Raw genomic sequence first — 19,981 nt, forward strand, 5'->3', positions numbered from 1 at the left:
GGGTTAAAATTGCTTTTCCGGAAGTATGACGGTAAAAGTAGCCCCCTTCTCGGGCTCGCTGTGAGCGAAGATTATTCCATTATGATTATCGACAATTTTTTTACAAATGGCAAGGCCGATGCCCGAACCCGGGTATTCTGTTTTGCCATGGAGCCGCTGAAAGATCAGGAAGATCTTGTCGGCATATTCTTCATCAAACCCGATACCCTGGTCGCGGATATCGATCTTATAGAAGGTGCGCTCCGCCGGAAGCTGCCACGCCTTCTTCTCTTCCCGCGCCAGCTTTGAACAAATGATGTCCACCATAGCGGGAGCGTTGTTTTTCCTGAACTTGATGGCGTTAGACAACAGGTTATTGAACAACTGCTTCATTTCCGAAGGCACGGCTTCTACTTTAGGCAATGTTCCGGAGACCCTGATCGTGCTTCCGGTCTCCTCGATCTTCAATTCAAGATCGGCAATGGCCTGGTCGATCACCGTCTGGAGCGCGAGCAGGTTGAAATTGTGCGAGCTCCGGTTGATCCTTGAAAATTCCAGGAGATCGTCGATGAGCAGGCGCATGTTGGCAGAAGCAACCATGACCCGTTCGATGAACAGCTCTCCTTCGCGGTCAAGGGCGTTGCCGAGCTTCAGCTTCAACCGCTCGCTGAACATGGAGATCTTGCGCAGCGGTTCCTGCAGGTCGTGGGAAGCCACATAGGCAAATTCCTCCAGCTCCTTGTTCGAGCGGTTCAGTTCCCGGATGCTTCGCTCCTGCTCTTTTTCAAAATTGCGGATGGCGGTAATATCGCGGGTGATGCCCAGGATTTTTTCAACAGTGCCCTGATCGTTCATCACGACCTTGCCCTTGGTGAATACCGTCTTGCGGACACCGTTGCGTGTCTGAACAACATATTCGTAATCGAATCCACTTTCAGCCAACATGGCCTGGCTGATGATCTCGTTCAGTCCATCGCGGTAGCCATTCACGATATGATCGAAATAAACACTCTTGCTGACAGGTGCACCTGCCTCTTCTTTCGGGTAGCCCAGCAGCAGGCAGAGACCCGGCGTCCAGGTCATCGTGTCACCGGGTACTTCCAGGGTCCAGGTGCCGAACTGGAGCAGCTCTTCTGTTTCAACAGACAGCTTCTTCAGCGAATCGGCCTCCTGTCGCGATCTCAGCGTCTCGGTAATATCCTGTGCGATAAAAAGCAAAGACGCAGCCCTGCCATCCGCATCTCTCACAACATAACCGTTGGTCTTGAAATGACGGCAGTTGCCATCCCGGCCGCAGAGCCTGCTTTCGTAGGTGCAGGCATCAACGTCCGGATCGTCGGCGTAAAGTTTATCGAGCTCGTGCTTTACAAGGTTTACATCATCGGGGTGCACCAGGTTGTAAATGGCGTTGGGTGTGTGGCGGATCACTTCATCCGGATAGCCGAAGTATTCGGTAAACTGGAGATTCATATAATCCAGCTTCCGGCTTTCAATATCACAGGTGTAAATAATGGCGGGAAACAGATCGGCGATCTGCCCCGTCAGTGATTTGTCATCCGCATATTTCCCGGATTCAAAAAAGGATCTTAAAAAGTCGATCTTGACACTCATATACTGCCCCCTCATAACTGTGATATTACAGTTCCTGGTTATTCAGATCCTTGTATTGTTTGATCTTATTGTACAAGGTCTTCCTGTCGATCTTCAGCAACTTGGCAGCTTTGCTTTTGTTAAAATCAACTTTCTTAAGCGTTTCAAGGATCCATTCATATTCAGCGTCGATGCTGACGCTTTTCAGGCCAGGCTCTCTTATCACAGGTGGCTGATTCACGGCTATCGCCGGATCTTTGGGTACGGCAGGCTGCTCGCCCGTATTTTCGAACTGCAGCTTGCGGTAGTTCACTAACTCGAAAGGAATGCTCTTGATATCGATCACACTGCTGTCGGCCAGCAGTGTTGCACGCTTCACAACATTCTTAAGCTCGCGCAGGTTGCCATGCCACACATATTTTCTGAACACTTCTTCCACTTCGGGAGAGAAACGTTTCACATTTTTTCCGAGCTCTTTATTGGTTTGCGTCAGGAAGTGGTTGGCGAAAACCATGATGTCGTTCACCCGTTCACGCAACGGCGGAACGTTGATGGCAAATTCATTGAACCGGTGATAGAGGTCTTCGCGGAAATGACCGGACTTGGCGGCATCCCACAGTTTCCGGTTACTGGCCACGATGATCCTCACGTCGAGGTCGATGTCTTTGGTACCGCCTACCCTTCGCATCTTGCGCTCCTGGGTTACCCTGAGCAGCTGAACCTGCACATCGTAGGGCAGGTTGGAGATCTCGTCGAGGAAGATCGTGCCGCCATTGGCAAGCTCGAAGCTTCCCATTTTTTGTCCGATGGCACCGGTGAACGAACCTTTCTCATGACCGAACAGCTCGCTGCCGGCCAGCTCGCGCGATAAGGTTCCGCAGTCGATGGCGATAAAAGGTTTGCTGCTGCGTTTGCTGCGTTTATGGATCTCCTGGGCGATCACTTCTTTACCACTTCCGCTTTCACCATAAATGATGATGCTGTAGTTGGTGGGCGCCACCAGGTCTATCTGGTTGAGGATATTCTTGAAATCGGAGCTGTCGCCGAAAATATAGCTGCCCGATTCGGTGTGTGCTCTTTTGGCATTTAATAAATTAACGCGTTCCTGCTCTTTCAGGGCTGCGTCCTGCTCATTGGCGTCTGCCGAAGCTTTGTCTTCAGCCGACGTGTTCAACGCTTTTTTGATGGTCAACAGGATCTCATCGGGCAGCAGTGGTTTGGTGACATAGTCCATGGCACCCAGCTTCATTACTTCCACCGCGGTTTTGATGTTGCTGTAACCGGTAATGATGATCACGGGCACGGAAGGATTTTTCTCCTTGATCTTCTTCAGGATAGAGCTCCCGCTCATGTCCTCGAGACGGAAGTCGCACAGGATCAGGTTGGGTTCTACTGAATCCAGGATCTCCAATGCGGCTCTGCCGGTAGTTGCCTCCAGCACTTCAAATCCGTGTTTTGAAAGGAATCGTTTAAGAACAAAACATAAGTCTTTATCATCGTCGATGATCAGTATTTTTTCCATGAGCGTTGTTATGTAAAACTATTTAAGACATCAGCTATCAGGCCAGAAAAGCACGCATCTGGGCCGCGGGTATATGCAACTGTTCGCGGTACTTGGTCACTGTTCTTCTCGCGATCTCAAACCCTCGTTTGGCCAGTACTTTCACCAATTGCTGATCGGAATACGGACACTTCTTGTCCTCTGCCTGGATTACCTCTTCTATCGTCTTCTGAATAACTTTGTTGCTTACAACTTCGCCTTTATGGTTTGCAATACCTTCGGTGAACAACGACTTCAGCAGCACGTTCCCGAAATGCGTCTGCACGTATTTATTGCAGGTGATACGCGACACCGTCGAAATATCCACACCCACCATATCGGCAACGTTTTTCAGGATCATGGGCTTCAATTTGGTAATATCCCCTTCCTGAAAAAAATCGTGCTGAAGACGCACGATCGCCTCCATCACTTTAAGCATGGTGTTCTCCCTTTGCCGTATGGCGTTCACAAACCACTCGGCAGCGTTGAGCTTGCTTTTCAAATATTGCTTGGAACGGTTGTCCGTCTGGCTTTTTTCCGTGTCGTATACCATTTTCTTCCATGACGAGCTGATGCACAACTTCGAAGAACGTTCGCGGGCCAGCGAAACGTGCGTGCCCTCCTCATCCTGACTCAATATAAAATCGGGCAAAATAGTTTCCGTTTGTGTTGTTGTGCTGGCGGCGGCCACCGGTTTTAATTTCAAGGTGCCGAGCAGGTGAAAGATATCCTTGAGGTCGTCTTCCTCGATCTTGAGGTCGTTGATGATCCTTTCAAAATTCCGGTGCATGAGCTCCTGGTAATAAGTATCCAGCAATCGGATGGCGAGCTTTACGTCAGGGCTCTGTTGCATTTTCCGCAGCTGCGCGATGAGGCATTCTTTGATGTTGCCTGTTCCCACGCCCACAGGCTCGAGCTGCTGGATCACGTGAATGATCTTCTGAACAGTTTCAGGTTCTACCCAGCGGCTGAACTTCATGGAATAATCATCCGCAAGATTCTCAGTGGTGAATTCGAGGAAGCCTTCATCCGTCAGGCTATCGATGATAAAATAGCCGACCTCTGTTTCGAGTTCGGTGAGACTCTGCAGCGCAAGCTGGTTCTTCAGCTCCTGCCGGAAGTCTTCCACTTCTATGATCGGTTTTTCAAGCGGTGCCTGGGTCTGAAAGTGCTGCGCATTCTCGAGCTTGTAATCGGGAATATCGTCATAGCAATATTCATCATAGTCCTTGAAGTCCTGTGAATCCTGAGTGCCTGTCTCGAATGCGGTTTCTTCTTCAGCCTTCTCCTCAATCAGCGGATTCTCTTCCAATTCGTTTTGAATGCGCTGCTCCAGTTCCACTGTATTCAGATGTAATAGCTGCAACATTTGGAGATGCTGAGGGTGTATCTTCAACTGTTGTTTTTGTGTCAGGTTTTGGTAAAGCATAATATAAGGGCCGGTTAAGTTCCTCCCAAACATTACAAGCTTGGCTCCATTTTCTGCCAAAACCCGGACCGTTTTAATAAACATCTGTAAATCAGTTAGTTAAATTCACTTAGTACGACAGCGGCTGTAATCGTTTAAACAGCCGTGTAGAATGATTTCCCATTTTGTTGCTATCTAAGTTAGCTCATTTGAGGAATAAATTCCACACCAAAAATGGGTTTTTCCGGCGAATTTAGAGGTTTTTAGATGCGATGAAGTGAAGCTGAAAGGTGAAAAATAGCGATCTGAAAACAGCCATTTTCAATAAAATCTTACAGGGAAATAGAAAATACCGGAGAGGCTACTGTAAATGGTAATCGGTTTTAATAGTAATCGGTATTCGGTAATCGGGTATTCAGGTAATGGAGTCCGGTATTCAGTAGTCGGTTGGGGTCAGTTACCGATCACCGATTACTGTTTACTGATAACCGATTACCAGTTTACTGATTACTAATCACCGATTACTGTTCACTAATTACGGTTTGTTCCGTGACAACGGAGGAGTCAGGCGACGCCTCTACAGGAGATAAAACTGAAAGCAGCGCGAAGGCTACGGCGGAGGTTTCCTTCTTCCACTGCATGAAGTATAACCAGCATATCTCAGTTCCGTTCATCGTGCCCGGGAGTATACAACCATCCACTATGCTGCGCAGCAGTGTTCTCACAAATACAGTTATTGTCATCAGTTCCATTCTGTTGCTGAGAAAAAAAACGAAATGCCCGCTGCTTATAGCAGGATTTCCGTTTCTATACGGCACCACTGTGAGCATTTTTTTACACACCCATCCGCATCTGCACTGTGTAATTGACCGGAAGCCGCGTTTTGCTCTGGCATGTTAATGGTGAAGACATCAGTGGATAACCAAAATTGTAATACTATGCTACGATGGACATTAACATTTCTGGTAATAGCGCTGATCGCTGCTATTTTTGGTTTCACGGGGATCGCCGCAGGCGCGGCTTCAATTGCAAAAATTATCTTCTACATATTCCTGGTATTCTTTGTGATCTCGCTGATCGCAGGCGCTTTCAGACGATCGGATTGACGACCGAGGTATGCAGAACAAACAAAAAAAGTGCAGCTCCAATGGCTGCACTTTTTTTATGGTCTTAACCTATCCATACCTTTCACTGCCGTCGGACTCCCTCTTCCTCTCACGGGTCCTTCGTTTGCGCAATCACTCAAATCATCGCTCCAGACAACGTGCCCTCAGGAGGCTCCTATGGAGCCGAATGCAAACTCAACTTCCATTCTATAAACAGGAAGCGCCATCCGGAGCTGAATGTATTTCGCTCTGTAGGAGCGTCCTGTTTATAGAAATGCATCAAATTACGCGCTTGGCTCTGTAGGAGCTCCCTGAACTGGTAACAGTCTTCAACACGTCTCCTCCTGACTCCTTACTTCTTGCTCCTTACTCCTAATTCTTCTCGCTCCTGACTACTATTTTTCGGCACCTGCAACTCCTTCGCTTCCTGCTTGATAATAAAAACCGCCGTATCATCAGGCGTGATACCACTTCCGAAGTTGAGCGTATACACCTTGGTGAACTCGGCGCCGAAAAAAAGAATAATGGATGAGTAGTACACCCAGAGCAGAATGATGATGATGGATGCCGCGGCGCCGAAGGTTAAACCGATATTGGAATTGCCGAGGTAAAACCCGATCAGGAATTTGCCCACCAGGAACAGCAACGCCGTGAACGCGGCGCCTACCAGGGTATCCTTCCACCGGATGTGCGCGTCAGGCAGTACTTTGAAGATGATGGCAAACAGCAACGCGATCACTACATATAAGATCACATAGTTGACCACCATGAAGATATACACAGTGGCGTCGCTGAAGAAACGCGTGAGCTTTTCAAAGAGCAGGTCTGACAGGGCGTGAACGGCCAGCGACACCATCAGCACGAAGCCGAAGCCGATGATGAGCGAAAAGGAGATGAGCCTGTTGAGCAACAGCTTGAGCCATCCCTTCCTGGGCTTCGCCTTCACAGACCAGATATAGTTGATGGAATCCTGGATCTCTGTGAACACACCGGTAGCGCCGATCACCAGAACGATCACCCCGATAAGCGCTCCGCTGGCGCCGAGCTGCGACTTCTCGATGTTGCGGATAATATCCTGGATCTGGAGCGCAGCCTGGCTTCCTACCAATCCGTTGATCTGGTAGTAGATCTTTCCGTGCACGGCGTCTTTCCCGAAAAAGATACCCGCCAGCGAGATGATAATGACCAGCACCGGCCCCAGAGAGAAGATCGTATAGTATGAGAGCGAAGCGCTGAGCTTCATTCCATGGTCATCCAAAAATTCTGTAATAGCCTGGCGCAGGATGAGCCAAAACTTACGCATTCACTTTCGACGTATTGATCTTCTTCTGTATTTCGTGTACCTCAACAATGAACTTCGAGACATCGCTGTCGGAATAAGCACCGTAGGCATCTACCAGTGTTCCTTTCACACCGTCGTCGGTCTCAATAACATACAGTATCGAATTATCGCCGGGATCCGATACACCCTCGAAGCGGTAGAAGTTGATGATGCTGATCTGGTCCGGCTTGTAAATTTTGTTTTCACTGTATGTGCTCAGACCTTTCTTCGTTACCTGAAAATCTTCTTTGTAGCCGTCTTCTTTCATTTTATTCACACAGGATGAAAGGCTTTTCATCCAGGGTACTTCTTGTGTTTGTCCTCTCGTTTCCATTTCGTTTCGGTTTATAGTTAAAAAGTCGGCAACAACGCTACCGACTTTCGATCTTCTATTCGTTCAATCAATTTCATTGCACAGGCATTCATGGCTTCACCGTTTCCTGCATATCGCGGTGACGCTTCACGGTGTCATGCATGGCCTGTATGCTGTGTTTCTGTTCTTCGATCAGTTCCCTGACGTCGCGTGGCATGGGCACTTCATCTTCCAGTGAAAGCCTGTAAACCCTGAGCGCGGCATCTTCGCCAAATTCACAGAGCGAGAGAATGGATTTGCGGTCGCGCGCACTCACGCCCGAGCGTATGTCCATCCACACGCGATAGATCTTTCCTGACTGGGTCGAGTCTGAAGACGGATCTCCGCCCAGGTTTCTCACTTCGGCAGCCAGGTCATTGGCGTACTGCACGCTGGCGCTGGCAGCGTTGGTGAACATGGTTCTCAGATCGATATCGGTGGGCTTCAGCTCTTCCACCGCTTTCTGGTAACCTTCTGTTCGGTCGTGATTGATCCTGATAAGATCATTCAGTATCCCTATCAATTCGTTATCGGGTTTCATGGCTCTTTGGTTTTTTGCATTATACACACCGGCCGGAATCATATCCACTACGTGACTATGATACTACCGATGCTCATTTGCAGAACAAGTGAAAGAAACTTGTGCCATGCCTGGGATAAAAACAGCTGCGATCAAAAGGGCTGAATGCCTGCTTCGCGACCTATCTCCACAAACTGGGCAAAAAATGCCTCAAATTTTAGTAAAGCGTCTTTATAAGGACGCTTAAATCCTTTAAAAACCCGCTTTTAATATTTTGGCATAAATTTTAAGATTTAAGGGCATCAGCCGTTGAATCAACAACCAGATTTGAACCGGCAACATTGGAGAAGTTGAAAAAGCGGAAAGGATGAAAACGTTACTTCGCATTTTGGCCATGGTGATGCTCACTTTTTTGATGCTGTCGCTAACCAAATGCAATCCGAATAATGATCGTGTAGCTGGAAATAACGAGGAGACCACTTTGGCGGAAGATCTAGAACGCGAGCGTGACGAAGTTCGCAAAGATCTCCGGGAACTGAGAAAGGACCTTGATCGTGAGCTGGAAAAAGTAAACAGAAAGATCGACAAAGCTACCGATGTACAACGCGAGCGGCTCGAAGACGCGAACCGCAGATTGACAGACGATCGTGCTAAGGTAGATGAAACGTTGGAAGACCTGGAAAACGCCAGCAACGAAACCTGGGAAGAAGTAAAAGTCGCCGCCCATAACACATCACGCGATGTAAAGGCAGCCTTCAGGGAAGTTGGCAACGAGATCAGAGATCTCTTCCAGGATGATAAAACAAGCAATTAAAGATAGTTGTTCTATAGTCAGGTTTTAGCTAGTGGGGTTTAAAAGTCGTTACCGTCCTGGTAGCGGCTTTTTTTTTGCCCATACTTTTCCCATGAAGCCTTTAGCGCAAGCGTCCCCAGCCCGCGACACAGTAGTGCGATGATAGCCAAGAGGATCCCCACCTTCTAACTCCCGGGCTCCTGGCTCTTCTCCTTACTCCTTACTCCTTACTCCTACTTCTTCCCCGCCTCCTGCCCCCTGGCTCCTTGTTCCTGACTTTTTTTCAAATCCATCGGCTTCCGTTTACGCTTCTTCTCCCTGTGAACCTCATCCGCGTCATCGATGGAGTGAGAGCTATGAAGATCGCGCTCCTGCTCCGCTAACGCTGACAACTTGATATAGAATTTTTTCAGTGTGATGAGCTCTTCTTCGGTCAGGTCTTCGATCACGATCAGCCTGTTGCTGGCCCTTTCGTCGCAGGCAATGAGCTCGTTCAGCTTCAGCTGCGCCGCCATGGTATCCTTATTCTGCGATTGCTGGATGATGAATACCATCAGGAACGTGATCACGGTAGTGCCGGTATTGATCACCAGTTGCCATGTATCTGAAAAATTGAAAAAATATCCGCTGGCAGCCCAGACCACAACAATCGTTGCTGCAAAGATAAAAGCGGCAGGGCGCCCCGCAGCCCTCGTAACAACGGCGGAGATCCTGTCGAACGGATGTGATGTTCTCTGCGAAGTATTATTTGTTTTCATGACTTTATTTAATTGAATGGCACAAGGTACAAAAAACAAAAAGTCAGGACAGCACCTGACTTTTTTTGGATCGGGAAATTAGGCATTTTGCAAGGTACGAGGTACGATTTACGAAGACGATTTAGCGGCCTCGCACGATACGCAATGCCTGTTGTTTATTCTTCAACTTCCTGCTGTGCAGACTGATTGATGTTGTTCTCTGCAAGGTTGGTCAGCAGTTCGTCGGCTTCTTTTTCTTCTTCCAGGATCTCTCCCAGAATATTGGCGATGTCTTCTTTGCCGAGTGTTTTGGCCAGCTGTGCCAGTCCACCGTAAGCAGCTATTTCATAGTGCTCCACTTTCTGTGCAGAGATGATGAGGCCTACATCGCGTGTAGAGGTGCCGTCTTCGGTATCTTCGATCACCGACTCACCTTCTTTCACCAGGCCTTCCATACCTTCACATTTTTTGCCGCGGGGCTTTTCTCCCAGCATTTCAAACACCTGCTCCAGGCGGCTTACCTGCTCCTGGGTAACGGCCAGGTGGTCGGAGAATGCTGTGGCAAGCTCTTCTGATGTTGCCGCTTTCTCCAGCTTACCCAGTGCTTTTACAAGATGTTTCTCTGCCCAGTAGATGTCGCGTAGTTCATCAATGAACAGCTCCTGGAGCATCGATTGGTTCTCTTCCTTGGAATAAGTAGTTGCCGTACTTTTTTTGGCTGCACTCTTTTTACCTGTTCTTTCCATAGTTCGATTTTTTTAAATGTGTGTCCGATGATTATTTCTTTGACCTGCTGCGGGAGCGCGTACTCTTTTTGGCGGTCTTCTTCCGTGGCTTCGAGGTTTTTTTACGCGGGGTCTTGTAACCTTTCTTCCGCGACTCCGAAAGGGCAATGGCGATGGCTTGCTTCCGGCTCTTCACCTTTCTGCCTGAACCGCTTTTCAGGCTTCCCTTCTTCCGCCGGCGCATGGTCCTTTTCACCTGGTCCTGCGTCTTCTTCCCGTACTTGGCCATAGTTTTACCAACACGGTTGAAAAACGCCATGCCGTTAAGCAACTATGCTTTTAGTGTAAGGGGTTGTACAGGTTGTACTAATTTATCCGCAAACGGGAAGGAGTAAGTAGTAAGAATTAAGGAGTAAGAATGGGCAAGAATTAGGAGACAGGAGCCAGGAGTCAGAAGAGGTTACTCCTGGCTTCACTTTCTTTTTACTTCACTCGATCTTCAGATCCTTCCTCACCTTCTTCGTGAGCTTGGAACTTACCAGCTCGTACGATTGCCGTACATGATGCTCCCACTCCTTCTTTTTGAGTGCCGAGGGTTTGGTTACCAGTACCCATTTGTTCCTGGCCATGTAGGGTGCCGGCTCGAAGCCTTCGCGGGAGGTGAGCTCTTCGAACTCGTCGTCAGTGACCTTGAAAGAGGCGGAAAACGGTCCCTCGAGACCGGTCACACAGAACATCTTGCCGCCCACACAAAAACACAGGTCGTGCCCCCATTTTACATCTTCTGTGGTGCCACGAAGCGACTTGCAAAACTGCTGCAGGAATTCTATTGACATGCGTGTTGATTTGACTTCGTCAAATTTAGGACAGATTTCGGTGTATTACTAGAAGCCAGAAGTCAGGAGCCAGGAGTCAGAAGGTGCGGTGCGGTGTAAAAATCAGCCTGGGCACCGGTCTGGGAGACGTCCTGGGGCTGGTTACACCGAAACCTGGTTGTCACGCTGTATTCTCCTGGCTCCTGACTCCTGGCTCCTGGCTTCTTTTTACTAATTTTAAGCCCCATGAAGAAAATAGTCGGAATCATTCCTGCACGATACGCCTCTACCCGCTTTCCAGGCAAGCCCCTGATCGATATCCAGGGCAAAAGTATGATCAGGCGGGTTTATGAGCAGGCCCGAAAATGCGCCTCGCTGAGCGACGTTATCGTGGCTACCGACGACGAACGGATCCGGCGTGAGGTGCAGGGCTTCGGTGGAAAGGTATGCCTCACATCGCCTGATCACCCCAGCGGCACAGACCGTTGCGCCGAAGTAGTGGAGACCCTGGACCTGAACTGCGACGCCGTGGTCAACATCCAGGGCGACGAGCCTTTTATTGACCCCGAGCAGATCTCGCTGGTGTGCCGTTGTTTTGACGACGAAAGGACCGAGCTCGCCACCCTCATCAAAAAGATCTCGAACCCCGAGATCCTGTTCAATCCCAATTCGCCCAAGGTGATCATCGATCGCGACCAGTTCGCCATCTACTTCAGCCGCCATCCCCTACCCTACATCAGGGGTGCCGAAGAAAAGGATTGGATCAACCGTCATACTTTTTACCAGCACATCGGCATTTATGGTTATCGCACGGATGTGCTCAAAAAAATAACACAACTTCAGCCTTCATCGCTCGAAAAAGCGGAGTCGCTGGAGCAGCTGCGATGGCTCGAGCATGGTTACAGGGTGAAGACAGCCGTCACAACATTCGAAACGCTGGCGATCGATACGCCTGACGACCTCAACCGGGTACTCCACACGCTAAACCTGTAAAATATGATTTGTAAGAATTGCGAGGTAGCCCTCGATGGCAAGTTCTGCGCAAACTGCGGGCAGAAGGCCAATATCTCCCGGCTCACCTTTGTACACGTCATGCATGAGTTCTTCCACGCCTTTACCCACGCTGACAAAGGTGTGCTGCTACTGGCTAAAAAAATGATCCGTTACCCGGGAACAGTAGCCAGGGAGTATGTTGAAGGCAAACGAAAGAAGTATTTCAATCCGCTGAGCTTCATCGTGATCACCTCGGCCATCAACGCTTACATCTGCCTGAAAACGGGATATTACGCCGCCATGAGCCATGGCAGCGAACCCAGCAGCGGAGGCAGAAAAATGCCGGAGATCATGAAGGAGGTCTTCGAATTCAGCGACCACAACGGAAAACTTTTAAGTCTCATCGTTGCAGTGCCCCTGCTCGCCTTTTTCTCGTGGGTGTTTTTCAGGATGTTGAGATTCAAAGCTACAAAATACACGTTCCCCGAAACCTTTGTGCTCAACTCATTTATCGTCGGCGAAAGCAACATCATCAGGATCCTGATTTTCATCCCCCTCTTTTTGTTGTTTCCGGCGTATGTCAACGTGAACCTGTGGATGTTCGAGTTCCTGCTGCTGATCTACCTGATCGTTGCCTATAAACAATTTTTCGGTCAGCATATTCTGCTCACCATTGTCAAGTCAGTGCTGACCATGGTGCTCTTCATCATCTTTTACTGGGTCTGCATTCTGGCTTACGTGTCCTTTAAGCATCTAATCTTTTAGCAGCGCGTACGGAGTTTTGGGGAGCTTCACCTGGTGGATCATGAACTGTTCCATTTCACGGTACACGCCATCAACATCGTGTGACGTGATGGACGAGCCGATCACATGCGCGCCTGTATTGGGCACCGCCTTGATCACCTTGAGCGAATCGGGTGTGCCGAGCTGCGCATTCATTTCAAGCATGGCGCTTACTTTCACCTGCGGATCCTGCTCCTGTTCGTTCTTGTAGTAATACAGGGTGAGCACGGGTTGCTTCACACGGCTGAATGTTTCGGGGTTCATGGAAGTTTCCAGGAGCTCTTCGAGCTGTACGGTAGCTTCAAGCCTGTATTTTTCATTCCAGTATTTCTGCTTCTCTTCGTTTGTGTCTTCCGCTTCGCTGTATTTTCCACCCATCACCATGCGTGCGATCTGCAGGCCCCAGTGGTTGTTCAGCACGAATGCCGCAGGGTTGTTGATGGCGATGTTGGGCGATAAGTTGATGAGCGCATTCACCCGCTCCGGATACTCGGCAGCCAGCATCAGGCTCAGTGTGCCTCCCGTTGAGGTGCCCACCAGGATCACTTTGTCGCCAATAGCGTTACCGATGGCCAGCGCTTCCTTGGCGGAGTTCCAGAGCCGGTCTGCTGTCATCAGCTGAAGTGACTCCGTAGTGTCGATACCGTGATCGGAAAGCCTTGACAGGTACAGGTTGCAGCCGAATTCAGTGGCAAGCTTGCGATGCACCGGGTCACCTTCCCGCTGGCTGGCAGAAAAACCATGCAGGTAAACAATGGCATATGGTGTTTTTCGATGGGCGCTGTCGAACCATACGATGCGTGCTTCGTTGTCGGCTTTCAGCTTATGCTGACTCTCGTTGCTGCGGATGTGGTCGTCAAGCGCAGCAGGATCTGACGGCACAACAGGCATTGTTTTATCGTATACGGGCTTATCGGGCGAAGGCCCCAGCAGATAAATGACAAACAGCAGGATGATGGGAATGAAGATCTTTCTCAGTAGTTTCATAAGGGCATAAATTAAGGTGAAGATACAAGGCTCAGTCCGGTAAGCCAAATCAACTTAATGTTATGCGAACACAGCGCGCCTGCTGGTTTTTAGTGTGAAGGTGAAAACGGTTCCTTTGCCCAGCTCGCTCGTTACCTTGATGGAGCCTTTGTTTGTTTCGATGAACTCTTTGGAGAGCAACAGGCCTATGCCCACACCTTTTTCCTTGTAGGTGCCGGGCCGCGTAAAGTGTGTTTCGGCATTGAACAGCTTTTGAATATCCTCATGGCTGATGCCCACGCCGGAGTCTGATACGGTGATCTCACAAAGGTCTGCACGTTCCTGCGCGGCGATCACTACCACCCCTCCCGGCTTACTGAACTTGATGGCATTGGCAATGAGGTTCCTGAAGATGAGGCTCACGTGATTGCGGTCTGCCATCACCAATGTGCCGGCCTGGATCTCGTTGACCATGTTCACTTTTTTATTCGCCGCAAGGTCGTTGAACAGCACCAGTTTTTCTTCCGCCAGCTTTCGCAGGTCGAACTCTTCGGGGAATGCCTGCAGTCCCTTCAGCTGGGTCTGTGCCCACAGCAGGAGGTTGTCGAGGTCATCGTAAACCGAGTCGAGGTTGCGCTTGAGCGATCGTGTAACATCCACAAATTCCTGCTGGGTCAATCCGGCGGTATCCAGGATCTCGAGCAGCGCCCTCAGGCTGGCCACGGGGCTTCGCAGGTCGTGACTGATGATCGAGAACAGTTTGTCTTTGGTTGAATTGAGGTTGCGCAGCTGATGCGCCTGCGTTTCAACTTCCTTGTTCTTTTCTTCCAGCGCAAACTTGGCTTTGCTGTTATAACGGTTGTTATAGTACAGCACAAATGCAAGGATCAGGAGCAGGGTGAGACAGCCTACATAAAAATAGATCCATACACGCTGCTGGTTGATCTGCTCCGCCTGCAACGCCGCATCTTTTGTGAGCAGCTCGATCTCCGCCTGCTTCATCTCGGTATCGAACCGGATCTGCATGAGCGCGATCTGCTCGCTGCTTCTTTGGTTGTACAGCGAATCGTGCAGCTCGATATACTTCGACTGGTATTCGTATGCTTTTGTAAGATCGTTCTGCTTGTAATGGATCTCGGCCATCATTCTGTAGGCGCGCTCCAACTCATCCTTGAATCCATAACGGTGGGCTATGCTCAGGTTCTCTTTCAGGTAATCCATAGCCTTACTGTATTGTCCCAGCAGGCTGTAGGTTTTGGCAAGGCGATGCAGCACCGAGACCCGCAGAAAGGTGTTGGCGTGTTTGATGGAAAGGTCGAGGCAGATATTGAAGTTGGCCAGCGCCTCCGGGGTGTTGTTTCTGGCCAGGTAAATGTCACCGAGGGTTCTTCTCCCAAAAGCGATCAGGTAAGGATCTTTTTCCGCTTCGCTGAGCACCAGGCTTTTTTGCGTGTAGATGAATGCCGAGTCGAGTTCTTTCAATCCAAGGAAACTGTAACCGATATTGCTGTGACACCTTGCTTCGATGAGCCGCTGACCGATGGCACTGGCAAGGCGTCCGGCCCTGCGGAAAGCTTCGATCGCTTCCCTGAATTGCTTCTGCTCATAGTGAATGGCTGCAACGTTGATCTGGCATCGCGCAATGGCCGCGCTGTCTTTCAACTGCGATGCAAGCCGCACTGCCTGCGTGGAAATATCGAGCGATTTTGAATAGTCTCCTTTGCGGTAAAGCAGCCACCCGTAATTTTCAAGGGCATCGCAGCGACCTTTGTCGTACCGCAGCAATTCTGACAGGTCTTTGGCCTGTTGAGCAAAAACAAGCGCTTTATTATTGTCTTTTTCGCGAAGGGAATGCACCAGCCTGTTCAGGAGCCACACCTTGTTGGTATCGGAAGGCACAGACGACACCAGGCTTTCCAGGCTATCGATTTCGCTTTTTTGTGCGAAGCCTTGAATGGCCAACAATACCAGGGCAGCCAAAAATATCCTAAAAGACATGGTTTTTACCGAGATCAGATTAAATCCAACCTTATAACGCTGCAACTACGAGAAGAGCGGCAATAAATACCATTGAAAATCAGGCAAAAACCTACATAATAGGTTGCAATTAAATTATAAAGAATTCAAAAAAAGGGAACTTTTCAGGCGTTTCTTCAATATTCCGGACAACCATGGAACAGGGTCTCGCCAATTGGCTGCCCTGGCGGAGGTGGCAAAAGCTCATCCTGCTTATATTCTCCGGGACTTTGCTGAAAGGTGTTGATCCGCGAAACAGCGTAGCCATAATGCGCTTTCCACTGCTGGTCGGTCGTATTTTTTTCCATCGCCGTCAAGGCTGTCTTAAGCTCGGCAAGCTTCAGGTACACCACTCCCTTGACGATGGCCGGCGACTCTTTATGCAAGGCAAGCCTGAAAAGATTATTGAGCACCACGTCATTCACCGTGATCTGCACCGCTCCCTGATACCCGGCAGATGGACGGGCTTTGAGGCTTGACGCGATCAGCTTATCAAGTACACTTTCAAGAGAAGGTTGTTTGGGATCTCTTGCATGATATTCAACAAGCCTGGCTGCGCGGGCAGGATGCAACAACAACGAGACCGTCATGTCTGCAGCGCTCTCAGCGGCACCCAACGCATCGAAAGTAAGATCGGTGCGTACCTTGATCACTTCCCTGGTGCGTGTATAACCGATGGGCCGCGGTGGAATATGCTGCAACAGGTCTTCAGGCAACATCAATGACGCTGGCGCGATGGTGCTGAGCAAGGCATCGAGGGCTTTGGCCTGCTGCTCGGCCGGTACCATCTCCGTTACAGGCTGCGCGTCACCCCGCAGCGCATACCGGTAGTTCAAACCTCCTATGAGCTTGGCCGAAGCTTCCGCCTGATACCGGTGGAAAAAATACATCGGCACGAGCACCTCTTCCAGGGTAGCCCAAGGTGTGCCGGGCCTGATATTCTTTTCGCCGAAATTTTTAAGCACCACAGCGCGGATCTCCATCACACGTTTCAGCTCATCGGCGGCGTTGCTCCCGTTGTCCCACAGGTGAGCGTAGGGATGCGCGCTGCCCGTGGGTCTTGCATCCTGGTCAGACAAAAATGTGAGTCCTTCTTTCAATGCGTTCTGTATAATGGCCTCGAGGGCTTGCGCTTCATTTGTGCCGGCAGCAAAATGCTGATACCCGAAAGCGATGGAAGCTTTATCCCAGGCGCCGATCTTATCATCATAAGCGTTTTGCAGTGTTACTTTTCCATTCGCCAAGGTTGCTACAGGATGCGGATAGTCCATGACAGAGGCGAGCTTTTCGGTGCTGGAGGCATAGCTGTGGGCCAGTCCCAGGGTATGGCCTACTTCATGCGCCGCCAGCTGCCGCAGCCGTGCCAGGGCCATTTGCTCCATTTCCTTGGAAGCAGGCTTACCTTCTTCGTAGGGTGCCAGCAATCCTTCGGCGATCAGAAAATCCTGACGCACACGCAACGAGCCCAGCGTGACATGCCCTTTGATGATCTCGCCCGTACGGGGATCAGTAACGGAGGCGCCATACGACCATCCTCTTGTTGAGCGGTGCACCCACTGGATCGTGTTGTACCGCACATCCATGGGATCGATACCTTCCGGCATGATCTCTACACGGAAAGCATTTTTATAACCCGCAGCTTCGAACGCCTGGTTCCACCACCGCGCGCCTTCGAGCAACGCTGACCGTACAGGTTCCGGTGTGCCATTGTCGAGATAATAAACGATGGGCTCCACGGGCTCGCTGATGGCCGCGGAAGGATCTTTCTTCTCAAGCCGGTGCCGCGTGATGAACCGCTTCTCTATTGTTTCATGGATGGGCGATGCATAGTCGGCGTACGACATGCTGAAATATCCCGCGCGCGGATCGAACTTCCGGGGCTTATACCCATTGTCGGGCAGCTGCACAAACGAATGATGCTCGCGCACTGTAACACTCGAAGGGGTCGGGGTCACACTGCGGATGAAGTTTCCGGCGGGTTGCCCCGTGAAGGTCAGGGTCACTTCGAACTCGCTGTTCTGCGGAAAGCTTTTGGTGCGTTCCATAAAAAAAGCAGAACGTGTTCTGTCAAGTGAATAGCTACCCTGTTGTGTGGCGCGCAGCTTGCCGGCAACATCGTGCACATCCTGCAGCAGGAAATCCGAGGCATCCACCAGCACCTGGCCGTTGTCCTCAGCTTCTACTTTGAAACCCCAGAGCACAGAATGCGCAAAGGCTTCTTCGGCCGCCTTTCTTTCGGCTTCATTCTCCGTAACCGCACGATAGCGGTAATTGGGTTCCACCAGCAACACCTTCGGACCGCGCCGGTCGAACTTCACAATACGTTCGCCTCCCAGCTGGCCGCGGTCCAGGCCTATGTCATTGGAGCCCACACCTGCTGGCAGCGAATGCACATACAGGAACTCCGTAGCAAACTTATCGATGACCAGGAATACCTTGTCCTGCTTCTCGTCATAGTAGAAATCAAAAAATCCGTCATAGGCCTTCATACCTTTCACCTTTGCCGCGATGGCATTCTCGGGTGGCGGCGGTGTATCATTCTGTTTTTTCTTCTGGGCGTAAGCCAGGGTTGAAAGGAAGATGAGGAGAAGAACAGGTTTCAGCTTCATTGGGTTATCAGGTTTGGATAAAACTACAAAGACTTCCTGGGAGCGGAAAGGAAATTCTGTTACCGGTTGCCAGTTGCCGGTTGCCGGTTCAGTACGTCCCTGGCGAAGTGGATTCACGGTGCTCATCCAGAGTTGAAAAGAACCAAACGGTGAAAGTTCACACTGCTCAAACAGGCTAACTGGCAACTGGCAACGAAAAAAGGGAAGCCGAAGCCTCCCTTTGATAATGCAAACGTGTGCTTTTCCTGGCACTAGTTATACGCCTCGTTCTGTGCAATGTCATACACTTCGCGTTCACGCTCGGGTATCGGCAGGATCAGCGAAGGACTGGAGAAGGGCAATCCGTTGATATCAAATTTCCAACGCCTGAAATCGTGAAGCCTGAAACCTTCGAAGGCAAGCTCGCGCTGGCGCTCCAGCCTGATCTCGTCACGCGTTACCACAGCCAGCGGATCAAGACCTGCGCGCTCGCGGATCACGTTGATGTCATTGACAGGCGCATCGCCCACAGCGGTACCTGCTTCAAAGTTTGCCTCTGCACGCGTGAGATACATTTCGGCGAGGCGGATCACCTGGATGTTCACGTTGGCATCGCCCCATTTCGCCGTCTGGATATGTCCTGAATTCTGGCTGAATACACCGATGTAGAACATGTCTTCCACGTTGGTGATCGTAGCCGCATCGTTGAGGTCATCCTGTATAAAGCCACGAAGGTCGCCAGGCTCATAGATATGAAAATGCGGTTCCTGTACCTGCATGTCGCCACGGCCTGTACCGTTGAGGCTGGCGTAGAATGTGGATACACCGCCGTTGCTGGTACCTGCGTTGCTCAGCGTAGACTGCTGGATGGCGAAGATATCTTCTTTTGAGTTGGCGGTATTATTGAACGCATCCAGCGGTTCACCCGACAGCTCAAACAACTCCGAGCTGATCACAAAGTCTGCCTTCTCCGCGGCCTTGGGATAATTGCCCTGTTGCAGGTACACGCGAGACAACATGGCCGCTGCCGCATAAGCCGAAATGTTCGTACCGTTTTTATCGAACGGTGTCAGCAGGGTCTGCGCCTGTTCGAGGTCGTTGATCACCTGTGCATAGACAGCAGCTACTGTTGAACGTCCAATGGTCTTCAGCGCATCCGCTTCGGCCACCGTGTTCACCGGCGTCAGCACCAGCGGAACCCCTGGATCGGTTGCCTCTGTACCGAGGCCCCACGTTTTGGACCACAGCCGCACCAGCTCGAAATACAACATACCCCGCAGGCATTTTGCCTCACCTTCAATCTGCGCACGGTCTTCCGGTGTATCGGCCACGGTCAGGTTTGCCAGCACATTGTTGAGCACATTGATGGCCGTGTAAGCGCGCACCCAGTTAGCCGTAACCCGTGAGTTCACCGTGATCACCCGTTTATTTTCAAACTGCCTGTATTCGCCGAATGTTCCGCCCCAGTGTACGTTGCTGTCTGCGGAGATCAGCTCGCTGATGATGTTGAAGTCACCGCCATAAAGCTCGCCGTTCTGCGGACCGTTGAAAGTGCCCTTCACTTCTGAATAGGCACCGAACAAAGCCGCGCGCAGGTTGGATGAGTTTGTAAAAACACGGTTCGATTCAATGCTGGCCCTGGGCTCGATGTCCAGCTTGCTGTCGCACGAAACAATGGACAGCGAGAGCGACAGTACCAGTGACAATCCTAATGATGTATATAATTTGGTTTTCATGTCATTCGATCTT

At 50.4% G+C, this 19,981-nt stretch carries 18 protein-coding genes; 4 read left to right on the top strand and 14 right to left on the bottom strand.

Translation table 11 applies throughout. The annotated features are described in order from the left end of the window. Nucleotides 1–3: 3 nt before the first annotated feature. The 3 genes from KK083_RS18045 to rpoN are packed head-to-tail and all read right to left on the bottom strand — an operon-like array spanning nt 4 to nt 4,622. The gene (locus KK083_RS18045; protein ID WP_254165619.1) at nt 4–1,605 is read right to left on the bottom strand and encodes a PAS domain-containing sensor histidine kinase; all 1,602 of its coding nucleotides are present in this window, start codon (nt 1,603–1,605) and stop codon (nt 4–6) included. 10 nt (nt 1,606–1,615) lie between these two features. Beyond that, nucleotides 1,616–3,091 carry a sigma-54-dependent transcriptional regulator gene (locus KK083_RS18050; RefSeq protein WP_254165621.1) on the bottom strand — a complete coding sequence of 492 codons (1,476 nt, stop codon included), beginning with the start codon at nt 3,089–3,091 and terminating at the stop codon, nt 1,616–1,618. 37 nt (nt 3,092–3,128) lie between these two features. After that, on the bottom strand, nt 3,129–4,622 hold the full coding sequence (rpoN, locus tag KK083_RS18055) for an RNA polymerase factor sigma-54 (RefSeq protein ID WP_317195236.1): 1,494 nt from the start codon (nt 4,620–4,622) through the stop codon (nt 3,129–3,131). A gap of 833 nt (nt 4,623–5,455) precedes the next feature. On the opposite strand from rpoN, the gene KK083_RS18060 reads away from it, so the two are divergent. Further along, nucleotides 5,456–5,623: a DUF1328 domain-containing protein gene (locus KK083_RS18060; RefSeq protein WP_254165625.1), complete on the top strand. Its 168-nt coding sequence runs from the start codon at nt 5,456–5,458 to the stop codon at nt 5,621–5,623. Between the two features lie 352 nt (nt 5,624–5,975). Here the strand turns inward: KK083_RS18060 and KK083_RS18065 are convergent, their stop codons facing one another. The 3 genes from KK083_RS18065 to KK083_RS18075 form a co-directional block, all read right to left on the bottom strand. Further along, a complete protein-coding gene (locus KK083_RS18065) occupies nt 5,976–6,926 on the bottom strand; it encodes a YihY/virulence factor BrkB family protein (RefSeq protein ID WP_254165627.1) in 951 nt (316 codons plus the stop codon). Continuing rightward, the gene (locus KK083_RS18070) at nt 6,919–7,278 is read right to left on the bottom strand and encodes a hypothetical protein (protein WP_254165629.1); all 360 of its coding nucleotides are present in this window, start codon (nt 7,276–7,278) and stop codon (nt 6,919–6,921) included. The genes KK083_RS18065 and KK083_RS18070 overlap by 8 nt, the downstream gene beginning before the upstream one ends. Nucleotides 7,279–7,366: 88 nt before the next feature. Further along, nucleotides 7,367–7,837 (bottom strand): PA2169 family four-helix-bundle protein, encoded by a 471-nt coding sequence (locus tag KK083_RS18075; protein ID WP_254165631.1) that lies wholly within the window; start codon nt 7,835–7,837, stop codon nt 7,367–7,369. A gap of 346 nt (nt 7,838–8,183) precedes the next feature. On the opposite strand from KK083_RS18075, the gene KK083_RS18080 reads away from it, so the two are divergent. Beyond that, nucleotides 8,184–8,630, top strand: a complete 447-nt coding sequence (locus tag KK083_RS18080; RefSeq protein WP_254165633.1) for an apolipoprotein A1/A4/E family protein — start codon at nt 8,184–8,186, stop codon at nt 8,628–8,630. Between the two features lie 212 nt (nt 8,631–8,842). On the opposite strand, the gene KK083_RS18085 is transcribed toward KK083_RS18080, so the two are convergent. The 4 genes from KK083_RS18085 to KK083_RS18100 all read right to left on the bottom strand — a co-directional run bounded on the left by KK083_RS18085 (nt 8,843) and on the right by KK083_RS18100 (nt 10,907). Next, nucleotides 8,843–9,367, bottom strand: a complete 525-nt coding sequence (locus KK083_RS18085) for a low affinity iron permease family protein (RefSeq protein ID WP_254165635.1) — start codon at nt 9,365–9,367, stop codon at nt 8,843–8,845. Between the two features lie 155 nt (nt 9,368–9,522). Continuing rightward, nucleotides 9,523–10,092: a YciE/YciF ferroxidase family protein gene (locus KK083_RS18090; RefSeq protein ID WP_254165637.1), complete on the bottom strand. Its 570-nt coding sequence runs from the start codon at nt 10,090–10,092 to the stop codon at nt 9,523–9,525. Between the two features lie 31 nt (nt 10,093–10,123). Then, on the bottom strand, nt 10,124–10,360 hold the full coding sequence (locus tag KK083_RS18095; protein WP_254165639.1) for a DUF6496 domain-containing protein: 237 nt from the start codon (nt 10,358–10,360) through the stop codon (nt 10,124–10,126). Nucleotides 10,361–10,559: 199 nt separating this feature from the next. Next, a complete protein-coding gene (locus tag KK083_RS18100) occupies nt 10,560–10,907 on the bottom strand; it encodes an MmcQ/YjbR family DNA-binding protein (RefSeq protein WP_254165641.1) in 348 nt (115 codons plus the stop codon). 225 nt (nt 10,908–11,132) lie between these two features. Here KK083_RS18100 and kdsB point away from each other — a divergent pair, with 225 nt between their 5' ends. Together kdsB and KK083_RS18110 are read left to right on the top strand one after the other, a co-directional pair. Next, entirely contained in the window at nt 11,133–11,879 is a 747-nt protein-coding gene (gene kdsB / locus KK083_RS18105) for a 3-deoxy-manno-octulosonate cytidylyltransferase (RefSeq protein ID WP_254165642.1), read from the top strand. A gap of 3 nt (nt 11,880–11,882) precedes the next feature. After that, nucleotides 11,883–12,644, top strand: a complete 762-nt coding sequence (locus KK083_RS18110; RefSeq protein WP_254165644.1) for a DUF3667 domain-containing protein — start codon at nt 11,883–11,885, stop codon at nt 12,642–12,644. Here the strand turns inward: KK083_RS18110 and KK083_RS18115 are convergent. The 4 genes from KK083_RS18115 to KK083_RS18130 all read right to left on the bottom strand — a co-directional run bounded on the left by KK083_RS18115 (nt 12,633) and on the right by KK083_RS18130 (nt 19,968). Next, nucleotides 12,633–13,649, bottom strand: coding sequence for an alpha/beta hydrolase (locus KK083_RS18115; RefSeq protein ID WP_254165646.1), 1,017 nt, complete (start codon nt 13,647–13,649; stop codon nt 12,633–12,635). The genes KK083_RS18110 and KK083_RS18115 overlap by 12 nt on opposite strands. Before the next feature lie 60 nt (nt 13,650–13,709). Continuing rightward, on the bottom strand, nt 13,710–15,626 hold the full coding sequence (locus KK083_RS18120; protein WP_254165648.1) for an ATP-binding protein: 1,917 nt from the start codon (nt 15,624–15,626) through the stop codon (nt 13,710–13,712). Nucleotides 15,627–15,781: 155 nt separating this feature from the next. Further along, a complete protein-coding gene (locus KK083_RS18125; protein WP_254165650.1) occupies nt 15,782–18,253 on the bottom strand; it encodes a zinc-dependent metalloprotease in 2,472 nt (823 codons plus the stop codon). Nucleotides 18,254–18,504: 251 nt separating this feature from the next. Further along, nucleotides 18,505–19,968 (bottom strand): RagB/SusD family nutrient uptake outer membrane protein, encoded by a 1,464-nt coding sequence (locus tag KK083_RS18130; RefSeq protein WP_254165652.1) that lies wholly within the window; start codon nt 19,966–19,968, stop codon nt 18,505–18,507. Nucleotides 19,969–19,981: the final 13 nt, after the last annotated feature.

Source organism: Chryseosolibacter histidinae, from assembly GCF_018598225.1.
Lineage (GTDB): Bacteria > Bacteroidota > Bacteroidia > Cytophagales > Cyclobacteriaceae > Chryseosolibacter > Chryseosolibacter histidini.

Excerpts from the sequence above, each read along its gene's own strand:
- KK083_RS18045 (WP_254165619.1), bottom strand. The coding sequence starts at position 1,605 with ATGAGGGGGCAGTATATGAGTGTCAAGATCGACTTTTTAAGATCCTTT.
- KK083_RS18050 (WP_254165621.1), bottom strand. The coding sequence starts at position 3,091 with ATGGAAAAAATACTGATCATCGACGATGATAAAGACTTATGTTTTGTT.
- rpoN (WP_317195236.1), bottom strand. The coding sequence starts at position 4,622 with ATGTTTATTAAAACGGTCCGGGTTTTGGCAGAAAATGGAGCCAAGCTT.
- KK083_RS18060 (WP_254165625.1), top strand. The coding sequence starts at position 5,456 with ATGCTACGATGGACATTAACATTTCTGGTAATAGCGCTGATCGCTGCT.
- KK083_RS18065 (WP_254165627.1), bottom strand. The coding sequence starts at position 6,926 with ATGCGTAAGTTTTGGCTCATCCTGCGCCAGGCTATTACAGAATTTTTG.
- KK083_RS18070 (WP_254165629.1), bottom strand. The coding sequence starts at position 7,278 with ATGGAAACGAGAGGACAAACACAAGAAGTACCCTGGATGAAAAGCCTT.
- KK083_RS18075 (WP_254165631.1), bottom strand. The coding sequence starts at position 7,837 with ATGAAACCCGATAACGAATTGATAGGGATACTGAATGATCTTATCAGG.
- KK083_RS18080 (WP_254165633.1), top strand. The coding sequence starts at position 8,184 with ATGAAAACGTTACTTCGCATTTTGGCCATGGTGATGCTCACTTTTTTG.
- KK083_RS18085 (WP_254165635.1), bottom strand. The coding sequence starts at position 9,367 with ATGAAAACAAATAATACTTCGCAGAGAACATCACATCCGTTCGACAGG.
- KK083_RS18090 (WP_254165637.1), bottom strand. The coding sequence starts at position 10,092 with ATGGAAAGAACAGGTAAAAAGAGTGCAGCCAAAAAAAGTACGGCAACT.
- KK083_RS18095 (WP_254165639.1), bottom strand. The coding sequence starts at position 10,360 with ATGGCCAAGTACGGGAAGAAGACGCAGGACCAGGTGAAAAGGACCATG.
- KK083_RS18100 (WP_254165641.1), bottom strand. The coding sequence starts at position 10,907 with ATGTCAATAGAATTCCTGCAGCAGTTTTGCAAGTCGCTTCGTGGCACC.
- kdsB (WP_254165642.1), top strand. The coding sequence starts at position 11,133 with ATGAAGAAAATAGTCGGAATCATTCCTGCACGATACGCCTCTACCCGC.
- KK083_RS18110 (WP_254165644.1), top strand. The coding sequence starts at position 11,883 with ATGATTTGTAAGAATTGCGAGGTAGCCCTCGATGGCAAGTTCTGCGCA.
- KK083_RS18115 (WP_254165646.1), bottom strand. The coding sequence starts at position 13,649 with ATGAAACTACTGAGAAAGATCTTCATTCCCATCATCCTGCTGTTTGTC.
- KK083_RS18120 (WP_254165648.1), bottom strand. The coding sequence starts at position 15,626 with ATGTCTTTTAGGATATTTTTGGCTGCCCTGGTATTGTTGGCCATTCAA.
- KK083_RS18125 (WP_254165650.1), bottom strand. The coding sequence starts at position 18,253 with ATGAAGCTGAAACCTGTTCTTCTCCTCATCTTCCTTTCAACCCTGGCT.
- KK083_RS18130 (WP_254165652.1), bottom strand. The coding sequence starts at position 19,968 with ATGAAAACCAAATTATATACATCATTAGGATTGTCACTGGTACTGTCG.